Here is a 17,231-nt window from a genome sequence, read left to right as displayed (position 1 = left end):
GAACATGGCGATACGCGCTCTTATTTCATCATCTTGGGCGGCGCGTATCGCCATGAGAGTTGACTGCGATCCTCTCATGAGCATCCGAATCAAGAGTACGATCCCCCGATTCGGCATCATGAAGACTCCGATGCACGCCGCAGTCCGATAGCAGCCATGCGAGTCAGGCGTCGAGATTGAGCACCTGCAATGCATTGCTCTCGATGAACTCTCGCCGGGGCTCCACCTCGTCTCCCATGAGGGTCGAGAATAACTCGTCGGCGGACACCACGTCCTCGATACGCACCTGCAACATCCTGCGCACCTCGGGATCTAGGGTGGTCTCCCATAACTGCGCGGGATTCATCTCGCCGAGACCCTTGTAGCGTTGAATCGACAAGCCCTTCCTCGCATCAGCCATGAGCCATTCCAGGGCATCCTGGAAGGTAGCCACATCACGATAATGCTCGCCGCGACGCACCGTGGCGCCGTCGTGAAGCAGATTATTGAGACGATCACCGATCTCCGACAGGCCGCGATATTCCGCTGAAAGGAAGAACTCGGGGGCGAGGACATCTTCAGAGGCGGATCCGTAGAGTTTCGCGCGCACGACGATGGCGAATCCATGCTCATGGTCCATGACTTCGATATCGTAGAACGAATGGTCACGCCGGTTCTCGTTCAGAAGGCCTTTCAGACCCTCGGCCCACTCACCCATCAGGGTGTCATCCTCTACGGTATCCGGTGTCACCGTGGGCAACCTGACGACGGCCTCGAGGATCTCGCGGGGAATATTCTTGGACAGACGCTTGATGGTCCCGGTCATGGCCAGAAAGTCTCTGGACAGATTTTCCAGGGCGGAGGGATCGATGGAATCACTGTCGGCGCTGACCCGAAGTTCGGCGTTTTTGAGGGCCAGTTGCATGAGATAGGCATCGAGTTCCGCATCGTCCTTGACATAGCGCTCGGTCTTGCCCTTCTTGACCTTATATAGGGGCGGTAAGGCGATGTAGACATGCCCACGTTCGATGAATGCGGGCATCTGGCGATAAAAGAAGGTCAGGAGCAAGGTGCGGATGTGAGACCCATCCACATCGGCATCGGTCATGATGATGATGCGGTGATAGCGAAGTTTGTCCGGATCGAACTCTTCTTTACCTACTCCGCAACCCAGGGCGGTAATCAGGGTGCCCACCTCTGCAGAGGAGATCATCTTATCGAATCGCGCCTTCTCCACGTTGAGGATCTTGCCCTTGAGGGGCAGCACCGCCTGGGTCTTGCGATCCCTGCCCTGTTTGGCCGATCCACCGGCTGAATCACCCTCCACCAGAAAAAGCTCGGACTTGGTGGGATCCTTTTCCTGGCAGTCCGCCAATTTCCCGGGCAATCCGGCCACGTCGAGGGCGGTCTTACGCCGGGTCATCTCCCGGGCCTTGCGGGCGGCCTCGCGGGCCCGCGCGGCCTCCACGACCTTGCCGGCAATGGCCTTGGCCTCGGAAGGATGCTCCAGGAGGAATTCCTCCAGTTTCTGGGACATGGTGGATTCCACCGCCGCCTTGACCTCGCTGGAAACCAGCTTGTCCTTGGTCTGGGACGAGAATTTCGGGTCGGGCACCTTTACGGACAGCACGGCGGTCAGCCCTTCCCGAATATCATCGCCGGTGGTGGTGACCTTGTTCTTCTTGCTCAGGCCCTGGTTGTCGATGTACTGATTGAGGGAACGCGTCAAGGCGGTGCGAAAACCCGCCATGTGGGTGCCCCCATCTCGCTGTGGGATGTTGTTGGTGTAACAGAAGATGTTCTCCTGGTAGGAGTCGTTCCATTGCACCGCAACCTCTACGCCGATGTCACCTTTCATGGTGGTGAAGTAGAACACGGTGGGATGCAGAACGGTCTTCTTGCGATGCAGATGTTCCACGAAGGCCCGAATACCTCCTTCGTATTGGAAATCATCCCGTTTGCCCGTTCGTTCGTCGTAGAGCTTGATTTTCACACCGGAATTGAGAAACGAGAGTTCCCGTAACCGGCTGGCGAGAATGTCGTAATGAAAATGGATGTTGGTGAACGTCAACGGGCTCGGATGGAAGCGTATGACCGTGCCGGTTTTTTCGGTTGGCCCGAGGATGGCCAACTCGGTCTGGGGTTCACCCTCCGCGTATTCCTGGACGTACTCGTTGCCGTTCCGATAGATGGTCAGAGATAAGCTGTCGGACAGGGCATTGACCACGGATACCCCCACACCATGGAGGCCACCCGAGACCTTATAGGAGTTGTCGTCGAATTTTCCGCCCGCGTGAAGCACCGTCATGATGACCTCGGCGGCCGATTTACCTTCCTCTTCGTGCAGATCGACGGGAATACCGCGACCATCGTCGGTGACGGTGACCGATTCATCTGAGTGGATGATGACTTCGATCTCATCGCAATAACCCGCAAGGGCCTCGTCGATGGCATTGTCTACCACCTCGAAGACCATATGATGCAGCCCAGTCCCATCGTCGGTATCACCGATGTACATGCCTGGGCGCTTGCGGACCGCATCGAGGCCCTTGAGGACCTTGATGTTACGAGAGTCGTATGTATTTTCGGACAAGGGAATCAGCCTGGAAGGGGAAAAGCGCCATTATAACACTTCTGAAACACCACCTTGTTCCACGTGGAACATTCGATAGTCCTCGAATCCTCCGGAACCAAAACCGGCTCCCGGGGGGGCCACCATGCTGATAAATATCTGGTGGCCCAGGTCTCGCAGGGTAGCCGAAAGGACCTGCAGATTATGACTGTCTATCTCAGAACCCAAATCGTCAAGCAGTACCACCGCCCGCCGCCCGGTCCGTTGCCGGAGAAAAGTGATTGCTCCAAGGAAAAGTTCAAGAGATGCGAGTTTCCCTTCTCCTCTGGAGAGCATGTCCCGGCATGCTGCCCCTTCCGTTGTGAGCATGATATCGGCCCGGTGCGGTCCTCCCGATCCTGTCCAGCCCCGTGCCTCGTCTGCCGCCAGCCCGGCTTGCCATACCGACGCAAGACCTTCGGTGGCCCGCCAACCCCTTCGGTACTCCAACGTGATTGGTCGTTCCAGGGCTTGGCTTAATTTCCTCGCTATCCATGGCATGAAGTCGTCCATGGCCGTTTCGCGAAGACGGTGAATCCGCTCGCCCTCCGCTGCCAGGCCCTCACTCCATGATTGAATGGTTCTGCGGTCTCTTCCAGACCTGAGTAGAGCGTTACGTTGGCGCAGTCCCTCCGTGAAGCGCCTCATCAGTGGCCCGTAATCTGGTTCCACGTGAAACAAGAGCCAGTCCATCAGCTGTCGCCTATCCTTACCCGGACCCCACAGCAGCGCTTCCCGGCCAGGATAATACGCCCCTACCGCAAGCCGTTCCGCCAATATCTTGTTGGACTGGGCGTCCATCCCGTCAACGCGAATCCTGCCGCTGGTGCGCCGCTTCTCTATGCCGATCCGCGAACGCCATTCCCCTTCAACCACCTCCCCAAAAACCGAAAGGACCGCTTCTCCCCTGCGCACTAACTTATCGAACTCGACGCGACGGAAACTCCTTCCATGACCGAGAAAGAAAATCCCCTCTAAAAGGCTTGTTTTTCCCGACCCATTGGCCCCCACCAAAAGATTGAGTCCGGCAGAGGGGTCGAAACTCGAACTGGCGATGCATCTGATGTTTCTTATGCTGATGCGGGCGATACGCAACTTGGTCCTACAACCTCATGGGCATAACGACGTACTTTTCCTCACCAGCTTCACCAACGATGAGGCTACTGCTGTCGCTGTTTATCAGATAAATGATCACTCGGGCTGTATCCACTGCTGAAATGGCATCCATGAGATAGCCCACGTTGAAACCGATCTCGATGGCTTCACCCTCAAATTCCGCCTCCAACTCCTCCACGGCCTCTTCTTGTTCCATATTATGGGCCGTTACTCGCATCCCTTTGTCCTCATCGAAGCCGATACGCACAGCCCGGTACTTTTCATTGGACAGGATCGACGCCCGCGCGAGGCTGTCCCGTAAAACTTCCCGTTCAATAATCGCCTTCTTGTCACAACGCTCCGTTCGCGGTATCACCCCTTCGTAATCTGGGTATTTCCCATCGACCAACTTACTGGTGATGCGCTTATCCCCGAGGTCGACCCGCAAGGTCTGTCTCCCCAATTCCATGACGATTTGCTCATCACCCTCACCTATGACCTTACTCAGTTCGAGTACCGCCTTGCGTGGCACGATGGCCTGAATCTCTCCTCCGTCTGCCTCTTCGTCATTGATGTCCATTTCGGATATCGCCAGTCGATGCCCATCCGTCGCAACGGCCTTCAGGCGACCCTCTTTGCTTTCCAATAACAGACCGTTCAGGTAGAACCGCACATCCTGATGGGCCATGGCAAACTGAGTCTTTTCGATCAGTCGCTTCAATTTTTCCCGACCCACCTTCAAAAGGTAACGGCTTTCTTTATCCTCCGCCGTCGGAAATTCGCTCGGATTCATGGTGGTCAAGCGAAACCGACTCTTACCCGAGCTGATGATCCCCTTCCCTTCCTTCACCTCGATGTGAAGCCTCGCTTTGTCGGGTAAAGCCTTGCAGATATCCAATATCTTGCGTGCCGGGAAAGTCGTTTCCCCCTCTTCTTCCACCTGGGCCTCGAAACGCCCAAACAACTCCACCTCGAGATCCGTGGTCGTCAGCTCGACACGGCCGTTTCGGGCGCTAATGAGGACATTGCCCAGAATAGGCAGGGACTGACGTCTCTCGACTACGCCCACGACCATCTGCAAGGGTTTTATTATTTGTTCTTTAGTTGTACTTATAATCATAATTAGTGACCCGCGTATTTGTGGATAACGCTGTTTTGTCCTTTAATATCAATCAGACAGCCCCTAAATATTGGTTCCTGAAGCGGGGTAATCTCACCCGTGCTGCCTGTGGATATCTGTTGTACGAATGGCTTTCTGTAACAATCAACAGAGTTATCCACATCAAGAACTCAGGGTTCTCAACAGGATGCGATAGTCCATCTGTATTCCTTCGTCAGTCTCCCGCAATTCCTTTATCTTCCGGCAGGCATGGAGCACGGTAGTATGGTCACGCCCACCGAAAGCGTCGCCGATTTCCGGCAGGCTATGGCTGGTGACCTCCTTCGCCAAGGCCATGGCAACCTGGCGTGGCCGGGCAATGGACCGATTGCGCCGTTTGGATACCAGGTCCGAAACCCTTAACTTGTAAAATTCGGCAACCGTTTTCTGTATATTCTCGATGGTGATCAGTTTTTCCTGGAGGGCTAAAAGATCCTTCAAGGCCTCTCGGGTGAACTCGACAGAGATAGGCTTGCCGGTAAACTTGGAATTGGCGATGACACGTCTCAACGCCCCCTCCAGTTCCCGGATATTGCTCTTGACCCGCTTGGCTATGAAGAACGCGACGTCGTGGCTGAGGTCCACACCGGCCGCGGCTGCCTTGGCCTTGAGTATAGCCACCCGAGTCTCTAATTCAGGTGGCTCCATGGCCACCGTGAGTCCCCAACCGAAGCGGGACTTGAGCCGCTCCTCGATGCCGTCCACCGATCGTGGAAACCGATCACAGCTGAGGATCACCTGTTGTTGATCCTCAAGTAGGGCATTGAACGTATGAAAGAACTCTTCCTGCGAGCGCTCCTTGCCGATGAAAAACTGGATATCGTCGATCAAGAGCGCATCGACGGATCTGTAAAAAGCCTTGAACTTGCCGATGGCGTTGTGCTGGAGGGCACTCACCATATCGTTAACGAAGCGTTCGGAATGGAGATATACCACCTTCGCATCGGGCGAACCGGCGATGATGGCGTTACCCACCGCGTGCATCAGGTGAGTCTTGCCGAGGCCGACGCCGCCGTAGATGAACAGCGGGTTATAGGCATTACCCGGGTTCTCAGCCACCTGTATCGCTGCGGCCCGCCCTAACTGGTTACATTTCCCTTCGACGAAGTTCTCGAAGGTGAATTGGGATAACAGGCCGCGTATGCGATCCCGTCCCTGGACTACCCGGTTGCCGGGTGATTTGGTGTTCCCTTGAGTCGTCTTGATGGACGCCTTTTCAGGCGTCGCCGTCTCTTCGGCCGCGCGACTACCGACAGCGAGATGGACCTTGGCGCCGTAGCCGGGCTCGAGATGGTCGACGATCTCGCTTATCTTGTCCTGGTAGTGATCCTTTACCCAGTCCTTGACGAAACGGTTCGGGGCCAGAAGCACCAACCGCTCCGCTTCCTGGATGTGTTGAAGTGGCCTGATCCAGTTGTTGTACTGTTCGGGCTGAATCTCGTGCTTGAGCCGAACCAGACACTGTTCCCAAAGGCTATCAGACACAAGTATTACCTTAACGTGAAAGACGCGAAGCACGCTCTCCCCCTCTCCCTCTGGGACAAATCCGTCGGGAACGGATTTGAACGCGCCTTGGCGCGGCCCGCAGGGCGAAGGGCAGGATGCCCGGAGTACAGGGATGGGGTGAGGGAACGAGCATGGCGATACGCGCTCCTCTTTCATCATTTTGGGTGGCGTGTATCGCCATGAGAGTTAACGAAGGCGCGGCGTGACCGCGTCGCGGGTATGAACGACCCCTGAGTCTATACACCCTGCTTTTTATTATCCACAGGCCGCCTGGCCATTGCGCGGACCAGCCGCTTAAAATACACTTCTCTGTTTTATTCTCCTTCAAAAATCGAGGGTAACGCGATGAAACGCACTTTTCAGCCCAGCCGCCTCAAGCGCGCGCGCCGGCATGGCTTTCGCGCCCGCATGGCGGACAAAGCCGGCCGTAAGGTCATCAGTAACCGTCGTTCCCGGGGAAGGGCCCGCTTGTCCGCCTGACTCATTCGGTCTTGGGCTCGAAGCCGTTTCGGTTTCCGAAACCCAGGCGTCTGATCCGGCCACAAGAGTTTCGTCAGGTGTTTCGGGCGGGCACTCGCAAGACCGTTCCCTTGTTCAATTTTCATTATCTTTACCGCCCCAAGGGACAGGCGCGTCTCGGTATCGCGGTGGCTAAACGATACGTCCGTAGCGCGGTACGGCGGAACAGGTTGAAACGCTTGATCAGAGAAGCCTTCCGTCATCATGCCCCTGCCTTGCCGTCCGTGAATATCGTCGTCGTGACTCGTCAGTCGGCGGCCACGGCGACAGCGCAGGAACTATCCGAATCCCTGAGGAGGTTCTTCAGGGAAATGGACCGTCGATCACGCCCTTAAACCCTGACGAACGCCGCCCGCTATGGAAAACCTTCGCTTAATCCTGTTCTCGGCCTTGATCTTCATCGGCTTCCTGATGTGGCAGGCTTGGCAGAAGGACTACCCCGCCACCGCGCCCGTGACCGCCTCCTACGACGAGGCCACGAGCATCTCCGGACCAGGCGCGGATTCCCCGTCCCCCCAAGCACAGCAAGCCCAAACCGAGGAAGATGTGCCGACCGCGCCACGGGATCCGGCTGCGGCCGGCCAGGCGCCCGCGGACATCGCAAGACCCGAGGGCGGCGGGTCAGAAGCAGATCCATCCTCAGCCGCTGGCGTCATCCGGGTGGAGACCGATGTCCTGCGCCTCGAGATCGACACCCGCGGTGGGGTGATCCGTACCCTGGAACTCAAAGAATATCCCGTCTCCCTGGAGCAACCGGACGTGCCGGTCAAGTTGTTCCAACGTTCCCCCTCGGAGTTCTTCGTCGCCCAGACCGGACTACTCGGAGAAGCCTTCGCGCCGAGTCACCACGACACCTTCACGTCATCCACGACGGAGTACGTCATGGATGACGGCAGCGACCGTCTGGAGGTGCCGCTGGTAGCGGAGTCAGCGGACGGCGTACGGGTCGTCAAGACCTTCGTCCTCGAGCGGGATAGCTACGTCATCGACATCGTTCATGAGGTGGAGAATCCCGCCGACACGGCACCCTGGCAGGGCCGGATGTACGGACAGTTCCAGCGTACCCCGCCGGCCGGTGGGCGGGATATGTTCTTTATATACACTTATACCGGTGCCATCCTGCACACGGCCGAGGACCGCTATAAGAAAATAGATTTCGAAGACATGGCATCCGGGGCCGTGTCCGCCAGCACCCCTGGTGGCTGGTTGGCCATGATCCAGCACTACTTCGGCTCGGTGTGGATCCCCGATGCCGATGCCACCAATCACTTCTATACCAAGGCCCTCGGCGGCAATCGCTTCGCCGCGGGGGCAGTAACCCCGACCCTGGCCGTGGAACCGGGCGCTGCCGGCCGTATTTCCATGAAACTCTACGCCGGCCCCAAGGTCCAGGAGCGACTGGCCGCCGCCGCTGAGGAACTGGATCTCATCGTCGATTACGGCTACCTGTTTATTATCGCCCAGCCCCTGTGGTGGGCCCTCGAATTCATTCACGACTTCGTGGGCAACTGGGGATGGTCCATCGTTCTCATTACCCTTTTTATCAAACTTGCCTTCTTCAAGCTCTCCGCCACCAGCTATCGTTCCATGGCGCGCCTACGCAAGCTGCAACCCAAAATGGTGGCCCTGAAGGAACGCTACGGCGACGACAAGACCAAGCTCAATCAGGCCATGATGGATCTTTACAAGACGGAGAAGGTGAATCCCCTGGGGGGTTGCCTGCCCATCCTGGTGCAGATCCCGGTGTTCATCGCCCTCTACTGGGTGCTCATCGAGACGGTCGAACTGCGTCAGGCCGACTTCATGTTCTGGATTAAAGATCTCTCGGCTTATGACCCCTATTTCGTGCTGCCGTTGATCATGGGCCTTACGATGTTTATTCAGCAGAAGCTGAATCCCGCCCCCATGGACCCCCTGCAGCAGAAGATCATGATGTTCCTGCCGGTGGTGTTCACGGTGTTTTTCCTGTTCTTCCCCGCCGGCCTGGTGTTGTACTGGGTAGTGAACAACACCCTGTCCATCGCCCAGCAGTGGGTCATCACCCGCAAGATCGAAAAAGAGGCGGGGTAGCGCCAAGGGCGAGCCGTGTGACAGCCGCGACCGATACCATCGTGGCGGTGGCCACCCCCCCCGGCCGGGGCGGCATCGGCGTGATCAGGGTCTCCGGGCCGGCGAGTGCCCTCATCGCCCAATCGTTGACAGGCCGGACACCCGTGGATCGCCAGGCCCGCTTCACCGCGTTCCGGGATGCCGGCGGCGGGATCATCGATCAGGGCCTCGGCCTCTACTTCGCGGGTCCCCGTTCCTTCACCGGCGAGGACGTTTTCGAGATCCATGCCCACGGCAGTCCCGTGATCCTCGACCTGCTGGTGAAACGCGCCATCGAGCTGGGCGCGCGACCGGCACAGGCGGGTGAGTTCTCCCAACGGGCCTTTCTGAACGGCAAGATCGATCTGGCACAGGCCGAGGCCATCGCCGACCTCATCAACAGTTCGACGGTGGAGGCCGCCCGCTCCGCTAACCGTACCCTCGAAGGGGTCTTGTCCGACCGCGTCTCGGTCATACGGGATGCCATCGTTCACATCCGTACCCGCTATGAGGCCACCATCGACTTTACCGATGATCTGCCCTCCGCCCCGGAGCCCGCAGCCGATCCGGCCTTCGACGTCGTTATCCACCGTATCCGGGAAGTGCTGGAGCAGGGAGTCCAGGGACGGGTCTTGAGCGAGGGCGTCAAATTGGTCATCGCGGGGCCGCCCAATGCCGGCAAATCCAGCCTCATCAACCGCCTGTCCGGTTATGATTCCGCCATCGTCTCGGCCATCGCCGGTACCACCCGGGACGTGGTGCGCGAGTCCATCAACCTCGATGGCATCCCCCTCCACATCGTCGATACCGCCGGCCTGCAGGACACCGCCGATCCCGTCGAACTCATGGGTATCGAGCGCACCCACCAGGAGGTCCAAACGGCTCAGATCCTGCTGTACGTCATCGACGGATGTGTGGGCCCGACCCCGGCCGACGAATCCTTTCTCGCGGGCCTGCCGGAGACCCTCGACCGCATCCTCATCATGAACAAGGCGGACCTGACAACGACGGCGCCGCCGACCATGGTGGGCGGCGAATTTCCGATGGTTGCCCTGTCCGCCCTCACCGGACAGGGCCTGGAATGCCTGCGGGAAGAGATAAAGTCGCGCCTGCATATCGTCACCACCGAGGGGTTGTTCTTCGCCAACCGCCGCCACCTGGCGGCCCTCGAGACGGCTCTGGGCCATATCTGTCGCGGCCGCGACCACGGCGTCGACGGCACGGGCGTGGAACTCATGGCCGAAGAGCTGCGCCTCGCCCAGGAGGCGTTGGCAGAGATCACCGGTGCCTTCACCACCGATGACCTCCTCGGTTCCATCTTCTCCACCTTCTGCATCGGCAAGTAGCTCGCGTCCCCCCCCCCGTGCCATGAGGAAGTCGGCCTCCCTGCCCAATCGTACCCTCACCCGGATCACCCTGGTCCTGCTGTGGTTGGTGGCCCGCCTGCCCCACCGCGTGGCCCTCGCCCTGGGGGGCGCTGGCGGACGCCTGTACCTGTTGTTCTCCCGCCGCCGTCGCCGCGTGGCGAGGATCAACCTGGAATTGTGCTTCCCCGGGTTGACGCGGGACGAGCACCAGGCACTCCTGCGCGACCATTTCTCCTCCCTGGGTCAGGGCATCGTGGAGATGGCCATAGGCTGGTGGACCGATCTCGCCCCCGTGCTTGCCAGAACGGAGATGGAGGGCGTGGAGCATCTGACGGCGGCGGCGGCCCGGGGGCGGGGGGTGGTGCTGTTGTCCGCCCACTTTACGGGCCTCGAGCTGGGCGGCGCCCTGCTCAATACCCGGATGCCCTTCGCGGTGGTCTACCGCAAGCACGAGCATCCGGTGATACAACGGACCCTGGCCCGCAGCCGCGCCCGTCTGTTCCGCCGCGCCATCCCGCGCAACGACATCAGGCAGATGTTAAAGGCACTCAAAGAGGGTGAGATCGTCTGGTTCGCGGCCGACCAACACCCTCGCAAACGCAGCGGTGTGATGGCCGGGTTCTTTGGCATCCCTACCTTGACCAGCACCGCGCCTTCCCGTATCGCGCGGGCCTCCGGTTCACCGGTGGTGCCCTTTTTCCCTCACCGGCTCGAGGATGGCGGTTATGTGTTGAGGATCTTGCCGGAGTTGGAAGGGTTCCCCAGTGGCGACGAGGTGTTGGACGCCACCCGCATCAACCGTATCATCGAAGACGAGGTTCGCCGCGCCCCCCACGAGTACCTATGGATTCACCGGCGTTTCAAGACCATAGCCGGCCCTCACGGCGATCCCTATGCCCCTTTCGAAGCGGACGATTGAATGAGCATCGCCCCATCATCCAGTCGCCGGCTCTATCTGCGCCTGCTCACCTACGCCCGGCCCTATTGGGCCTATTTCATCGCCTCTATCCTGGGGCTGGTGCTGGTGGCCGTCACCGAGCCCGCCGTGCCGGCCCTGTTCAAGCCCTTGCTGGATGATGCCTTCGTGGCCAAGGATGCCTCCGCCGTGGTGTGGATACCCTTCGCCATCGTCGGCATATTCATCCTGCGGGGTATCGGCAGCTTCGTCGGTGAGACCGCCATGGCATGGATCAGCGGCCGTCTGATACTGGATATCCGGGAACAGATCTTTCATCGCCTCATGCGCTTGCCCACCAGCTTCTTCGACCACAACTCGGCGGGCGTGCTCATCTCCAAGATGACCTACGACGTGAGCCAGGTGGCCACCGCCGCCACCAAGGTGCTGACGGTACTGATCCGGGATTCCCTTACCATCCTCGCCCTGCTGCTGTGGATGGGCTACATCAGTTTCAAGCTCACCTTCGTGGTGGCTTTCGTTGCGCCACTCATCGTGTATGTCGTCATCGTCATCAACAAGCGCCTGCGGGTACTGAGCCGTTCATTGCAGGGCAGCTTCGGCGACATGACCCATATCATGGAAGAGGTCACCAACGGCCATAAGGTGGTGAAGATCTTCGGCGGCCAGGAGTATGAGCGCCGCCGCTTCGAGCGCGCCGCCAACTGGGTGCGCCGGCTGCGGTTCAAGGCTCAGGTGGTGTCTGGCCTTAGTGTGCCCACGGTGCAGATCATCGCCGCCATCGGCATGGCCTTCGTGGTCTATGTGGCCGGGCGGGACGTCCAGGCGGGGGTGCTGACGGTGGGGGATTTCGTGTCCTTCTTCACCGCCATGGCCCTGCTGTTCTCGCCGATCAAGCGCCTCACCGCCGTGAGTAAGCCTTTACAAACCGGTCTCGCGGCGGCTGAGAGTGCCTTCGGTCTCATCGACCAGCCCACGGAGCGGGTGGAAGGAAATCCGGGGCGAAAGCGTGTCCGGGGCGCCATATCCTTCGAGAACGTGTCCTTCACCTATGCGGGCAAACCCGAACGTGCCATCGCGGACTTCAATCTGGAAGTAAAACCCGGCGAGACCCTCGCCCTGGTAGGGCCATCCGGTTCGGGCAAGAGCACCCTGGTGAGCCTGATCCCCAGATTCTACGAGGTGGATGCGGGACGGATCCTGCTGGACGGCCGCGACATCGCCGAGGTGAATCTGGAGGTACTGCGGGCCCGCATCACCCTGGTGTCCCAGGAGCCGGTCCTGTTCAATGACACGGTGCGGGCCAACATCGCCTACGGGCACAACGCCGGTGCCAGCGAAGAGGCCATCCTCAAGGCCGCCGCCGACGCCCATGCCCTGGAATTCATCGAGGACCTGCCGGAGGGCCTTGATACCAACATCGGCGACCGCGGCGTGCGCCTGTCCGGCGGCCAGCGCCAGCGGCTGGTGATCGCCAGGGCCTTCTTAAAGGATGCCCCCATCGTCATCCTGGACGAGGCCACCTCGGCCCTGGACAGCGATTCCGAGAAAAAGATCCAGGCCGCCTTCGAGACCCTGCGGCGCGGCCGCACCACCCTCGTCATCGCCCACCGCCTGTCCACCATCGAGAGCGCCGACCGCATCGTGGTTATCAGGCAGGGCCGTATCGTCGAGCAGGGAAGGCACCGGGACCTGCTGGCGGCCGGCGGGCTCTACGCGGACCTCTACCATCTGCAGTTCGGCTCCGCCATGGATTAGCCTGCCCCCGCCGGATCGCGCCTCGAAATGGCCCAGTGGGTAGCCTCCTCGATGGCGCGGGCCAGGATGACCCCGTTGCGCTCCGGCTCCAGCCGGCCGTCGAGGCGCAATACCATGGTGGAGGAGGATGCCTCCAGCCACTCGGCTATCCACCGGATGGCGGGGACATGGGCGGCGTAGAGGGCGGAGATGCGTTCTTCGTTCCAGCCCTTATAGGGCCGCCGTGAAGTGCTCTTGGCCCGGGCGAAATAGCGGTGGGCCGCCACCTCGGCGGGGGTATCCATGAATACAGAGACTTCGGCGAGGTCCGGCCGCAGCAATTCCAGGAGCGCCACCATGTCGTCCCGGCCCGGCACATCGCCGTCGCCCAGCAGATAGAGCATCTGAATCGGCCCTTGATCGAACAGCACCACGGCGTCGTTCCCATGGCGCCGGCGCACCCGGCGGAACAGCAGGGTCTTGTCCACCACCGGCAGGAAACGACGCCATTGCCGCATCCCCACCCGTGGCCCGCCGACACCGAGGCTTCTCCCCACGGTCCGCGAGACCTGGGCCAGCAGGGCCGTGACATCATCCCGGCCGCTATGGTGCTTGCCATCCCGGCCGTAAAAGAAGGGCGGGGTCGCACCGGATGATCTCAGATGGGTGAGGGCGGCTTTCGCCACGGTGGTCTTGCCCGAGCCCGGAAAACCCAGCAGCTCCACGAAGACCGGCCTGGGCATAGCGCCCGCCCCTTGCCTTCCAATGACCGTTATGCCTGGATCAACCAAGATCGCCGTGTGTCCCGTTGCCTGTAGTAGACTCTCACCGCTTGCGTCCCGGCGGCTCCTCGCCCGATGGTGTCATAAAACGGTAGTATACTTCCCGCCCGCCCTATGGAGATGTTCGAAGAGACCCCTCCCCGGCGTGTCCTGCTGATCCGCTTGTCCGCCGCGGGCGACATCGTCATGGCCGCCATGGTCGCCAAGGCCCTCAAGGCCCGATGGCCTGACTGCCGCGTCGACTGGCTGTGCGAGCCCGCCTATGCCTGCCTGCCCGCGGCCGACGTCCATGTGGATGGGGTCATCACCTTCAATAAAACCGAATGGCTGCGGCTCCTCAAAAGGGGCTCCCTGCTGCGGCTGGGGCGTGAAGTCGCGGGGTTGCGGCGCCAACTGAAGGGCCATGCCTACGATCTGGTGATCGACCTGCAGGGGCTGTTCAAGAGTGGGATGCTGGCCGGCCTGTCGGGGGGTAGGACGCGCATCGGCCTGGGTTCCCGGGAGGGCAGTGGACGCTTCATGACCAGGGTGGTGCCCCGGGACGGCTCCAGCGGCACCATCGGTGCCGAGTACCGCGCCCTGGCGGCACGCCTCGACCTGGGTCTCGATGCCGACGACTTCCAGCTCCGGTTGTACACGGCCCGGGACCTCGAGATGGCGACCCGCCTGCTTCATGGGAAGGGGATCACGCGGCCCATGGTGGTCATCTGCCCCTTCACCACCCGGCCCCAGAAACACTGGTTCACGGAACGCTGGGTCGCCCTCGTGCGGGAACTCAAGGTCCGTTGCGAAGTGGACGTGGTGATGCTGGGAGGGCCGGGGGACAAGGCGGCGGCGCGGGAGATCGCCCGTTCCGAGGCTACGGTGAAGTCCCTGGTGGGCGATACCAGCCTGAGTGAATGCGCCGCCATCATCTCCCGGTCTGCCCTGGTGATAGGCGTGGACACCGGCCTCACCCACATGGGCATGCTGTCCCCCACCCCCACCTTCGCCCTGTTCGGTTCCACCATCCCCTACCGCCGGGTGCCGAAGCCCGTGGACCGCATCTTCTACAAGGCCCTCCCCTGCTCGCCGTGCCGTCGCCATCCCACCTGTGGCCAGCGCTTCGATTGCATGCGGGATATCGGTAGCGCAGAGGTGCTGGACCAGGCCGTGACCATGCTCGCTTCCCGTCCGTGAAGATCCTGCACCTGGAGACGGGAAGGCACCTGTACGGCGGTGCCCGGCAGGTGCTCTACCTCATGCACGGTCTGGCGGCCCGTGGCATCGAACAGCATCTCGCCTGCGTACCCGGCAGCGAGCTGGGGGATGCCGCGAGGGCCGAGGGCCACGATGTGACGGAGCTGCCCTACGCCGGCGACCTGGATATGCGGCTGGTATACCGCCTCCGCGCCCTGCTTAGGGCCACGGCCACGGATGTGCTGCATATCCACAGCCGCAAGGGCGCCGATACCTGGGGCGTACTGGCGGCGGCAGGCCTCGATGTGTCCGTGATCATCACCCGCCGGGTGGATAATCGGGATAAGCGGGTGCTCGTGCGCATGAAGGGTCGTCTCAGCGATGAATTCGTCGCCATATCCGAGGGCGTGAAGAGGGCGCTGGTGGCGGACGGGGTGCCCGCGCGAAGGATCACGGTCATCCATAGCGCCGTCGACCTCGAACGTTACCGGCCCCATCAATCCCCGGTCCGAGACCTGCGGACCGCCTACGGATTACCCGCCGACAGCCTGCTGGTGGGGGTCATCGCCCAGCTCATCCCAAGGAAGGGCCATGATTATCTTTTCCAGGCCCTGCCCCGCCTGCTGAAACGCTTTCCCAATCTGCGGCTGCTGCTGTTCGGCCAGGGGCCCTTGCGTGGCGATTTGGAGAATTCCGCAAGACGACTCGGTATCAATCCCTTCGTTACGTTCGCGGGATTCTCGCCAACCCTTGCCAACGATTTGCCTCAGCTCAATTTGGTGGTGCATCCCGCGCTCATGGAAGGGCTGGGTGTGTCGTTACTGGAAGCCTCGGCATGCCAAGTGCCCATCGTGGCGAGTGCCGTGGGTGGTATACCCGAGGTTGTGCATGATCATGATAACGGCATCCTGGTGCCGCCTGCCGATCCCGAAGCTCTGCTTGACGCCATATCTACTCTATTGAGTGATGATCAGCTGCGATGCCTTCTTGGCCATGGCGGTAGAATGCTGATGGAGCGCGAGTTTTCCATCCCCCAAATGGCGAATGCGTACGATCGCCTATACGAAACGATCCGGCATCGAATCGGGAAATGAATGATCAGCTTCGCATCGCGCGCTCGAAGCGTACTATTCTATCTCCGATGAATGTCCACAGACGGCGTGGCGCCAGCATATAGGAACCTATTTTGCATATAGCAATATACTTTCCTTCCTACGGCGATGGTGGTGCAGAGCGTATGCTGGTGAATCTGGCCACCGGTCTCGTTGAACAGGGCGTATCAGTGGACTTCATTACCAGAAGTTCACAAGCACCCTATATTGAGCACCTGGCGACCGATGTTAACCGATTCTTCTCTTATGTTGTTAAAGACAGCTTGTTCCTGCATGAATATCTGCAGACGCGCAAACCTGATGTCGTGATGGCAGCGAAAGAAAAGGCATTGGATGCCGTATTGCACGCCCGCCATCTCAGCCGGAAATCGTTTGCCGTTGTAGCTCGCCCGGGGACCAATGTTTCAGAGCGCTTGGCACGACAAAATATCCTGAAACGCCACTTTGCTCGTTCACGCTTGCGGCAACTTTACGGTCAGGCAGATCTAATTGTCGCGAACTCCCATGGAGTTGCCGCAGACATAAGCAATATCCTGGGCATTCCATGTGCACGTATTCCCGTGGTGCATAATCCGGTAATTACACCGGCGTTGCTGGCTCAGCCAGGGACACCATGCTTACATCCCTGGCTGCGGGAAAAATACGGCGTACCGACGATTGTGAGTATGGGTCGTTTGTGCTTTGTAAAGGGATTTGATGTGCTCATCGAGGCAGTCTCAAGGATAACAGGGGCATGCCCTCCGAGATTGGTCATATTCGGTCAGGGGAATTGGAGGTCTCGCCTAAAGGCTTTAGCAGATCGCCTGGGAGTCTCTCATCGGGTGAATCTGGCTGGATTCAACCCCAGCCCACATGCCTGTCTCAGTCGAGCCGATTTGTTCGTGCTCTCATCTCGCCGAGAAGGTTCTCCGAATGCCTTGACGGAAGCCCTCGCCTTGGGGGTGCCCGCGGTTGCCACGGATTGTCCGAGCGGTCCTCGGGAGATCCTCCAGGATGGCAGATTCGGTAGCCTGGTACCCGTAGATGATGCGGCATCTCTGGCGCAAGCCATTACAGAGGCTTTGTCCAGGCAACCCGATCGCGACGGCTTGAAGAATAGCGTTGCAAGTTACTCTCAGGCACATTGTGCGGCCGAATATCGTCGCTTGTTCGAGGTGCTGCGGGGACAACGATCTTAAATG

At 60.0% G+C, this 17,231-nt stretch carries 13 protein-coding genes; 8 read left to right on the top strand and 5 right to left on the bottom strand.

The window, feature by feature from the left end; all coding sequences use genetic code 11:
* Positions 1 to 163: 163 nt before the first annotated feature.
* The 4 genes from gyrB to dnaA all read right to left on the bottom strand — a co-directional run bounded on the left by gyrB (position 164) and on the right by dnaA (position 6,335).
* The gene (gyrB, locus tag U5S82_08470; GenBank protein ID MDZ7751683.1) at positions 164 to 2,572 is read right to left on the bottom strand and encodes a DNA topoisomerase (ATP-hydrolyzing) subunit B; all 2,409 of its coding nucleotides are present in this window, start codon (positions 2,570 to 2,572) and stop codon (positions 164 to 166) included.
* 30 nt (positions 2,573 to 2,602) lie between these two features.
* Positions 2,603 to 3,685 (bottom strand): DNA replication and repair protein RecF, encoded by a 1,083-nt coding sequence (gene recF, locus U5S82_08465; GenBank protein MDZ7751682.1) that lies wholly within the window; start codon positions 3,683 to 3,685, stop codon positions 2,603 to 2,605.
* Positions 3,686 to 3,692: 7 nt separating this feature from the next.
* A complete protein-coding gene (gene dnaN, locus U5S82_08460) occupies positions 3,693 to 4,805 on the bottom strand; it encodes a DNA polymerase III subunit beta (protein MDZ7751681.1) in 1,113 nt (370 codons plus the stop codon).
* Positions 4,806 to 4,967: 162 nt separating this feature from the next.
* Positions 4,968 to 6,335: a chromosomal replication initiator protein DnaA gene (dnaA, locus tag U5S82_08455; GenBank protein MDZ7751680.1), complete on the bottom strand. Its 1,368-nt coding sequence runs from the start codon at positions 6,333 to 6,335 to the stop codon at positions 4,968 to 4,970.
* A 360-nt stretch (positions 6,336 to 6,695) separates the two neighbouring features.
* Here dnaA and rpmH point away from each other — a divergent pair, with 360 nt between their 5' ends.
* The 5 genes from rpmH (at position 6,696) to msbA (ending at position 12,998) form a co-directional block, all read left to right on the top strand.
* Positions 6,696 to 6,830, top strand: a complete 135-nt coding sequence (rpmH, locus tag U5S82_08450; GenBank protein MDZ7751679.1) for a 50S ribosomal protein L34 — start codon at positions 6,696 to 6,698, stop codon at positions 6,828 to 6,830.
* 396 nt (positions 6,831 to 7,226) lie between these two features.
* The gene (gene yidC / locus U5S82_08445; GenBank protein MDZ7751678.1) at positions 7,227 to 8,939 is read left to right on the top strand and encodes a membrane protein insertase YidC; all 1,713 of its coding nucleotides are present in this window, start codon (positions 7,227 to 7,229) and stop codon (positions 8,937 to 8,939) included.
* Between the two features lie 17 nt (positions 8,940 to 8,956).
* Positions 8,957 to 10,303: a tRNA uridine-5-carboxymethylaminomethyl(34) synthesis GTPase MnmE gene (gene mnmE / locus U5S82_08440; protein MDZ7751677.1), complete on the top strand. Its 1,347-nt coding sequence runs from the start codon at positions 8,957 to 8,959 to the stop codon at positions 10,301 to 10,303.
* Positions 10,304 to 10,325: 22 nt separating this feature from the next.
* Positions 10,326 to 11,243: a lipid A biosynthesis acyltransferase gene (locus tag U5S82_08435; protein MDZ7751676.1), complete on the top strand. Its 918-nt coding sequence runs from the start codon at positions 10,326 to 10,328 to the stop codon at positions 11,241 to 11,243.
* Positions 11,244 to 12,998, top strand: coding sequence for a lipid A export permease/ATP-binding protein MsbA (gene msbA / locus U5S82_08430; GenBank protein MDZ7751675.1), 1,755 nt, complete (start codon positions 11,244 to 11,246; stop codon positions 12,996 to 12,998).
* Here msbA and U5S82_08425 read toward each other — a convergent pair.
* Positions 12,995 to 13,720 carry a hypothetical protein gene (locus U5S82_08425; protein MDZ7751674.1) on the bottom strand — a complete coding sequence of 242 codons (726 nt, stop codon included), beginning with the start codon at positions 13,718 to 13,720 and terminating at the stop codon, positions 12,995 to 12,997. The two genes, msbA and U5S82_08425, sit on opposite strands and share 4 nt — an antisense overlap.
* A gap of 153 nt (positions 13,721 to 13,873) precedes the next feature.
* Here U5S82_08425 and U5S82_08420 point away from each other — a divergent pair, with 153 nt between their 5' ends.
* From U5S82_08420 to U5S82_08410, 3 genes are all read left to right on the top strand, one after another.
* Positions 13,874 to 14,938, top strand: a complete 1,065-nt coding sequence (locus U5S82_08420) for a glycosyltransferase family 9 protein (protein MDZ7751673.1) — start codon at positions 13,874 to 13,876, stop codon at positions 14,936 to 14,938.
* Positions 14,935 to 16,032 carry a glycosyltransferase family 4 protein gene (locus tag U5S82_08415; protein MDZ7751672.1) on the top strand — a complete coding sequence of 366 codons (1,098 nt, stop codon included), beginning with the start codon at positions 14,935 to 14,937 and terminating at the stop codon, positions 16,030 to 16,032. Before U5S82_08420 ends, U5S82_08415 begins: the two co-directional genes overlap by 4 nt.
* Before the next feature lie 92 nt (positions 16,033 to 16,124).
* Complete coding sequence (locus U5S82_08410; protein MDZ7751671.1) at positions 16,125 to 17,228, top strand: glycosyltransferase; 1,104 nt, start codon at positions 16,125 to 16,127, stop codon at positions 17,226 to 17,228.
* Positions 17,229 to 17,231 lie beyond the last annotated feature (3 nt).

It is taken from the genome of Gammaproteobacteria bacterium (genome assembly GCA_034522055.1).
In the GTDB taxonomy this organism is placed as follows: domain Bacteria; phylum Pseudomonadota; class Gammaproteobacteria; order JAABTG01; family JAABTG01; genus JAABTG01.
Note: the sequence above shows the minus strand (reverse complement) of the source record. Positions and strands in the feature narration are given on the sequence as shown.

Bases quoted from the DNA above. Each gene is read 5' to 3' on its own strand.
- rpmH (MDZ7751679.1), top strand. From the start codon at position 6,696: ATGAAACGCACTTTTCAGCCCAGCCGCCTCAAGCGCGCGCGCCGGCAT.
- msbA (MDZ7751675.1), top strand. From the start codon at position 11,244: ATGAGCATCGCCCCATCATCCAGTCGCCGGCTCTATCTGCGCCTGCTC.
- dnaN (MDZ7751681.1), bottom strand. From the start codon at position 4,805: ATGATTATAAGTACAACTAAAGAACAAATAATAAAACCCTTGCAGATG.
- U5S82_08420 (MDZ7751673.1), top strand. From the start codon at position 13,874: ATGGAGATGTTCGAAGAGACCCCTCCCCGGCGTGTCCTGCTGATCCGC.
- U5S82_08435 (MDZ7751676.1), top strand. From the start codon at position 10,326: ATGAGGAAGTCGGCCTCCCTGCCCAATCGTACCCTCACCCGGATCACC.
- U5S82_08425 (MDZ7751674.1), bottom strand. From the start codon at position 13,720: ATGCCCAGGCCGGTCTTCGTGGAGCTGCTGGGTTTTCCGGGCTCGGGC.
- yidC (MDZ7751678.1), top strand. From the start codon at position 7,227: ATGGAAAACCTTCGCTTAATCCTGTTCTCGGCCTTGATCTTCATCGGC.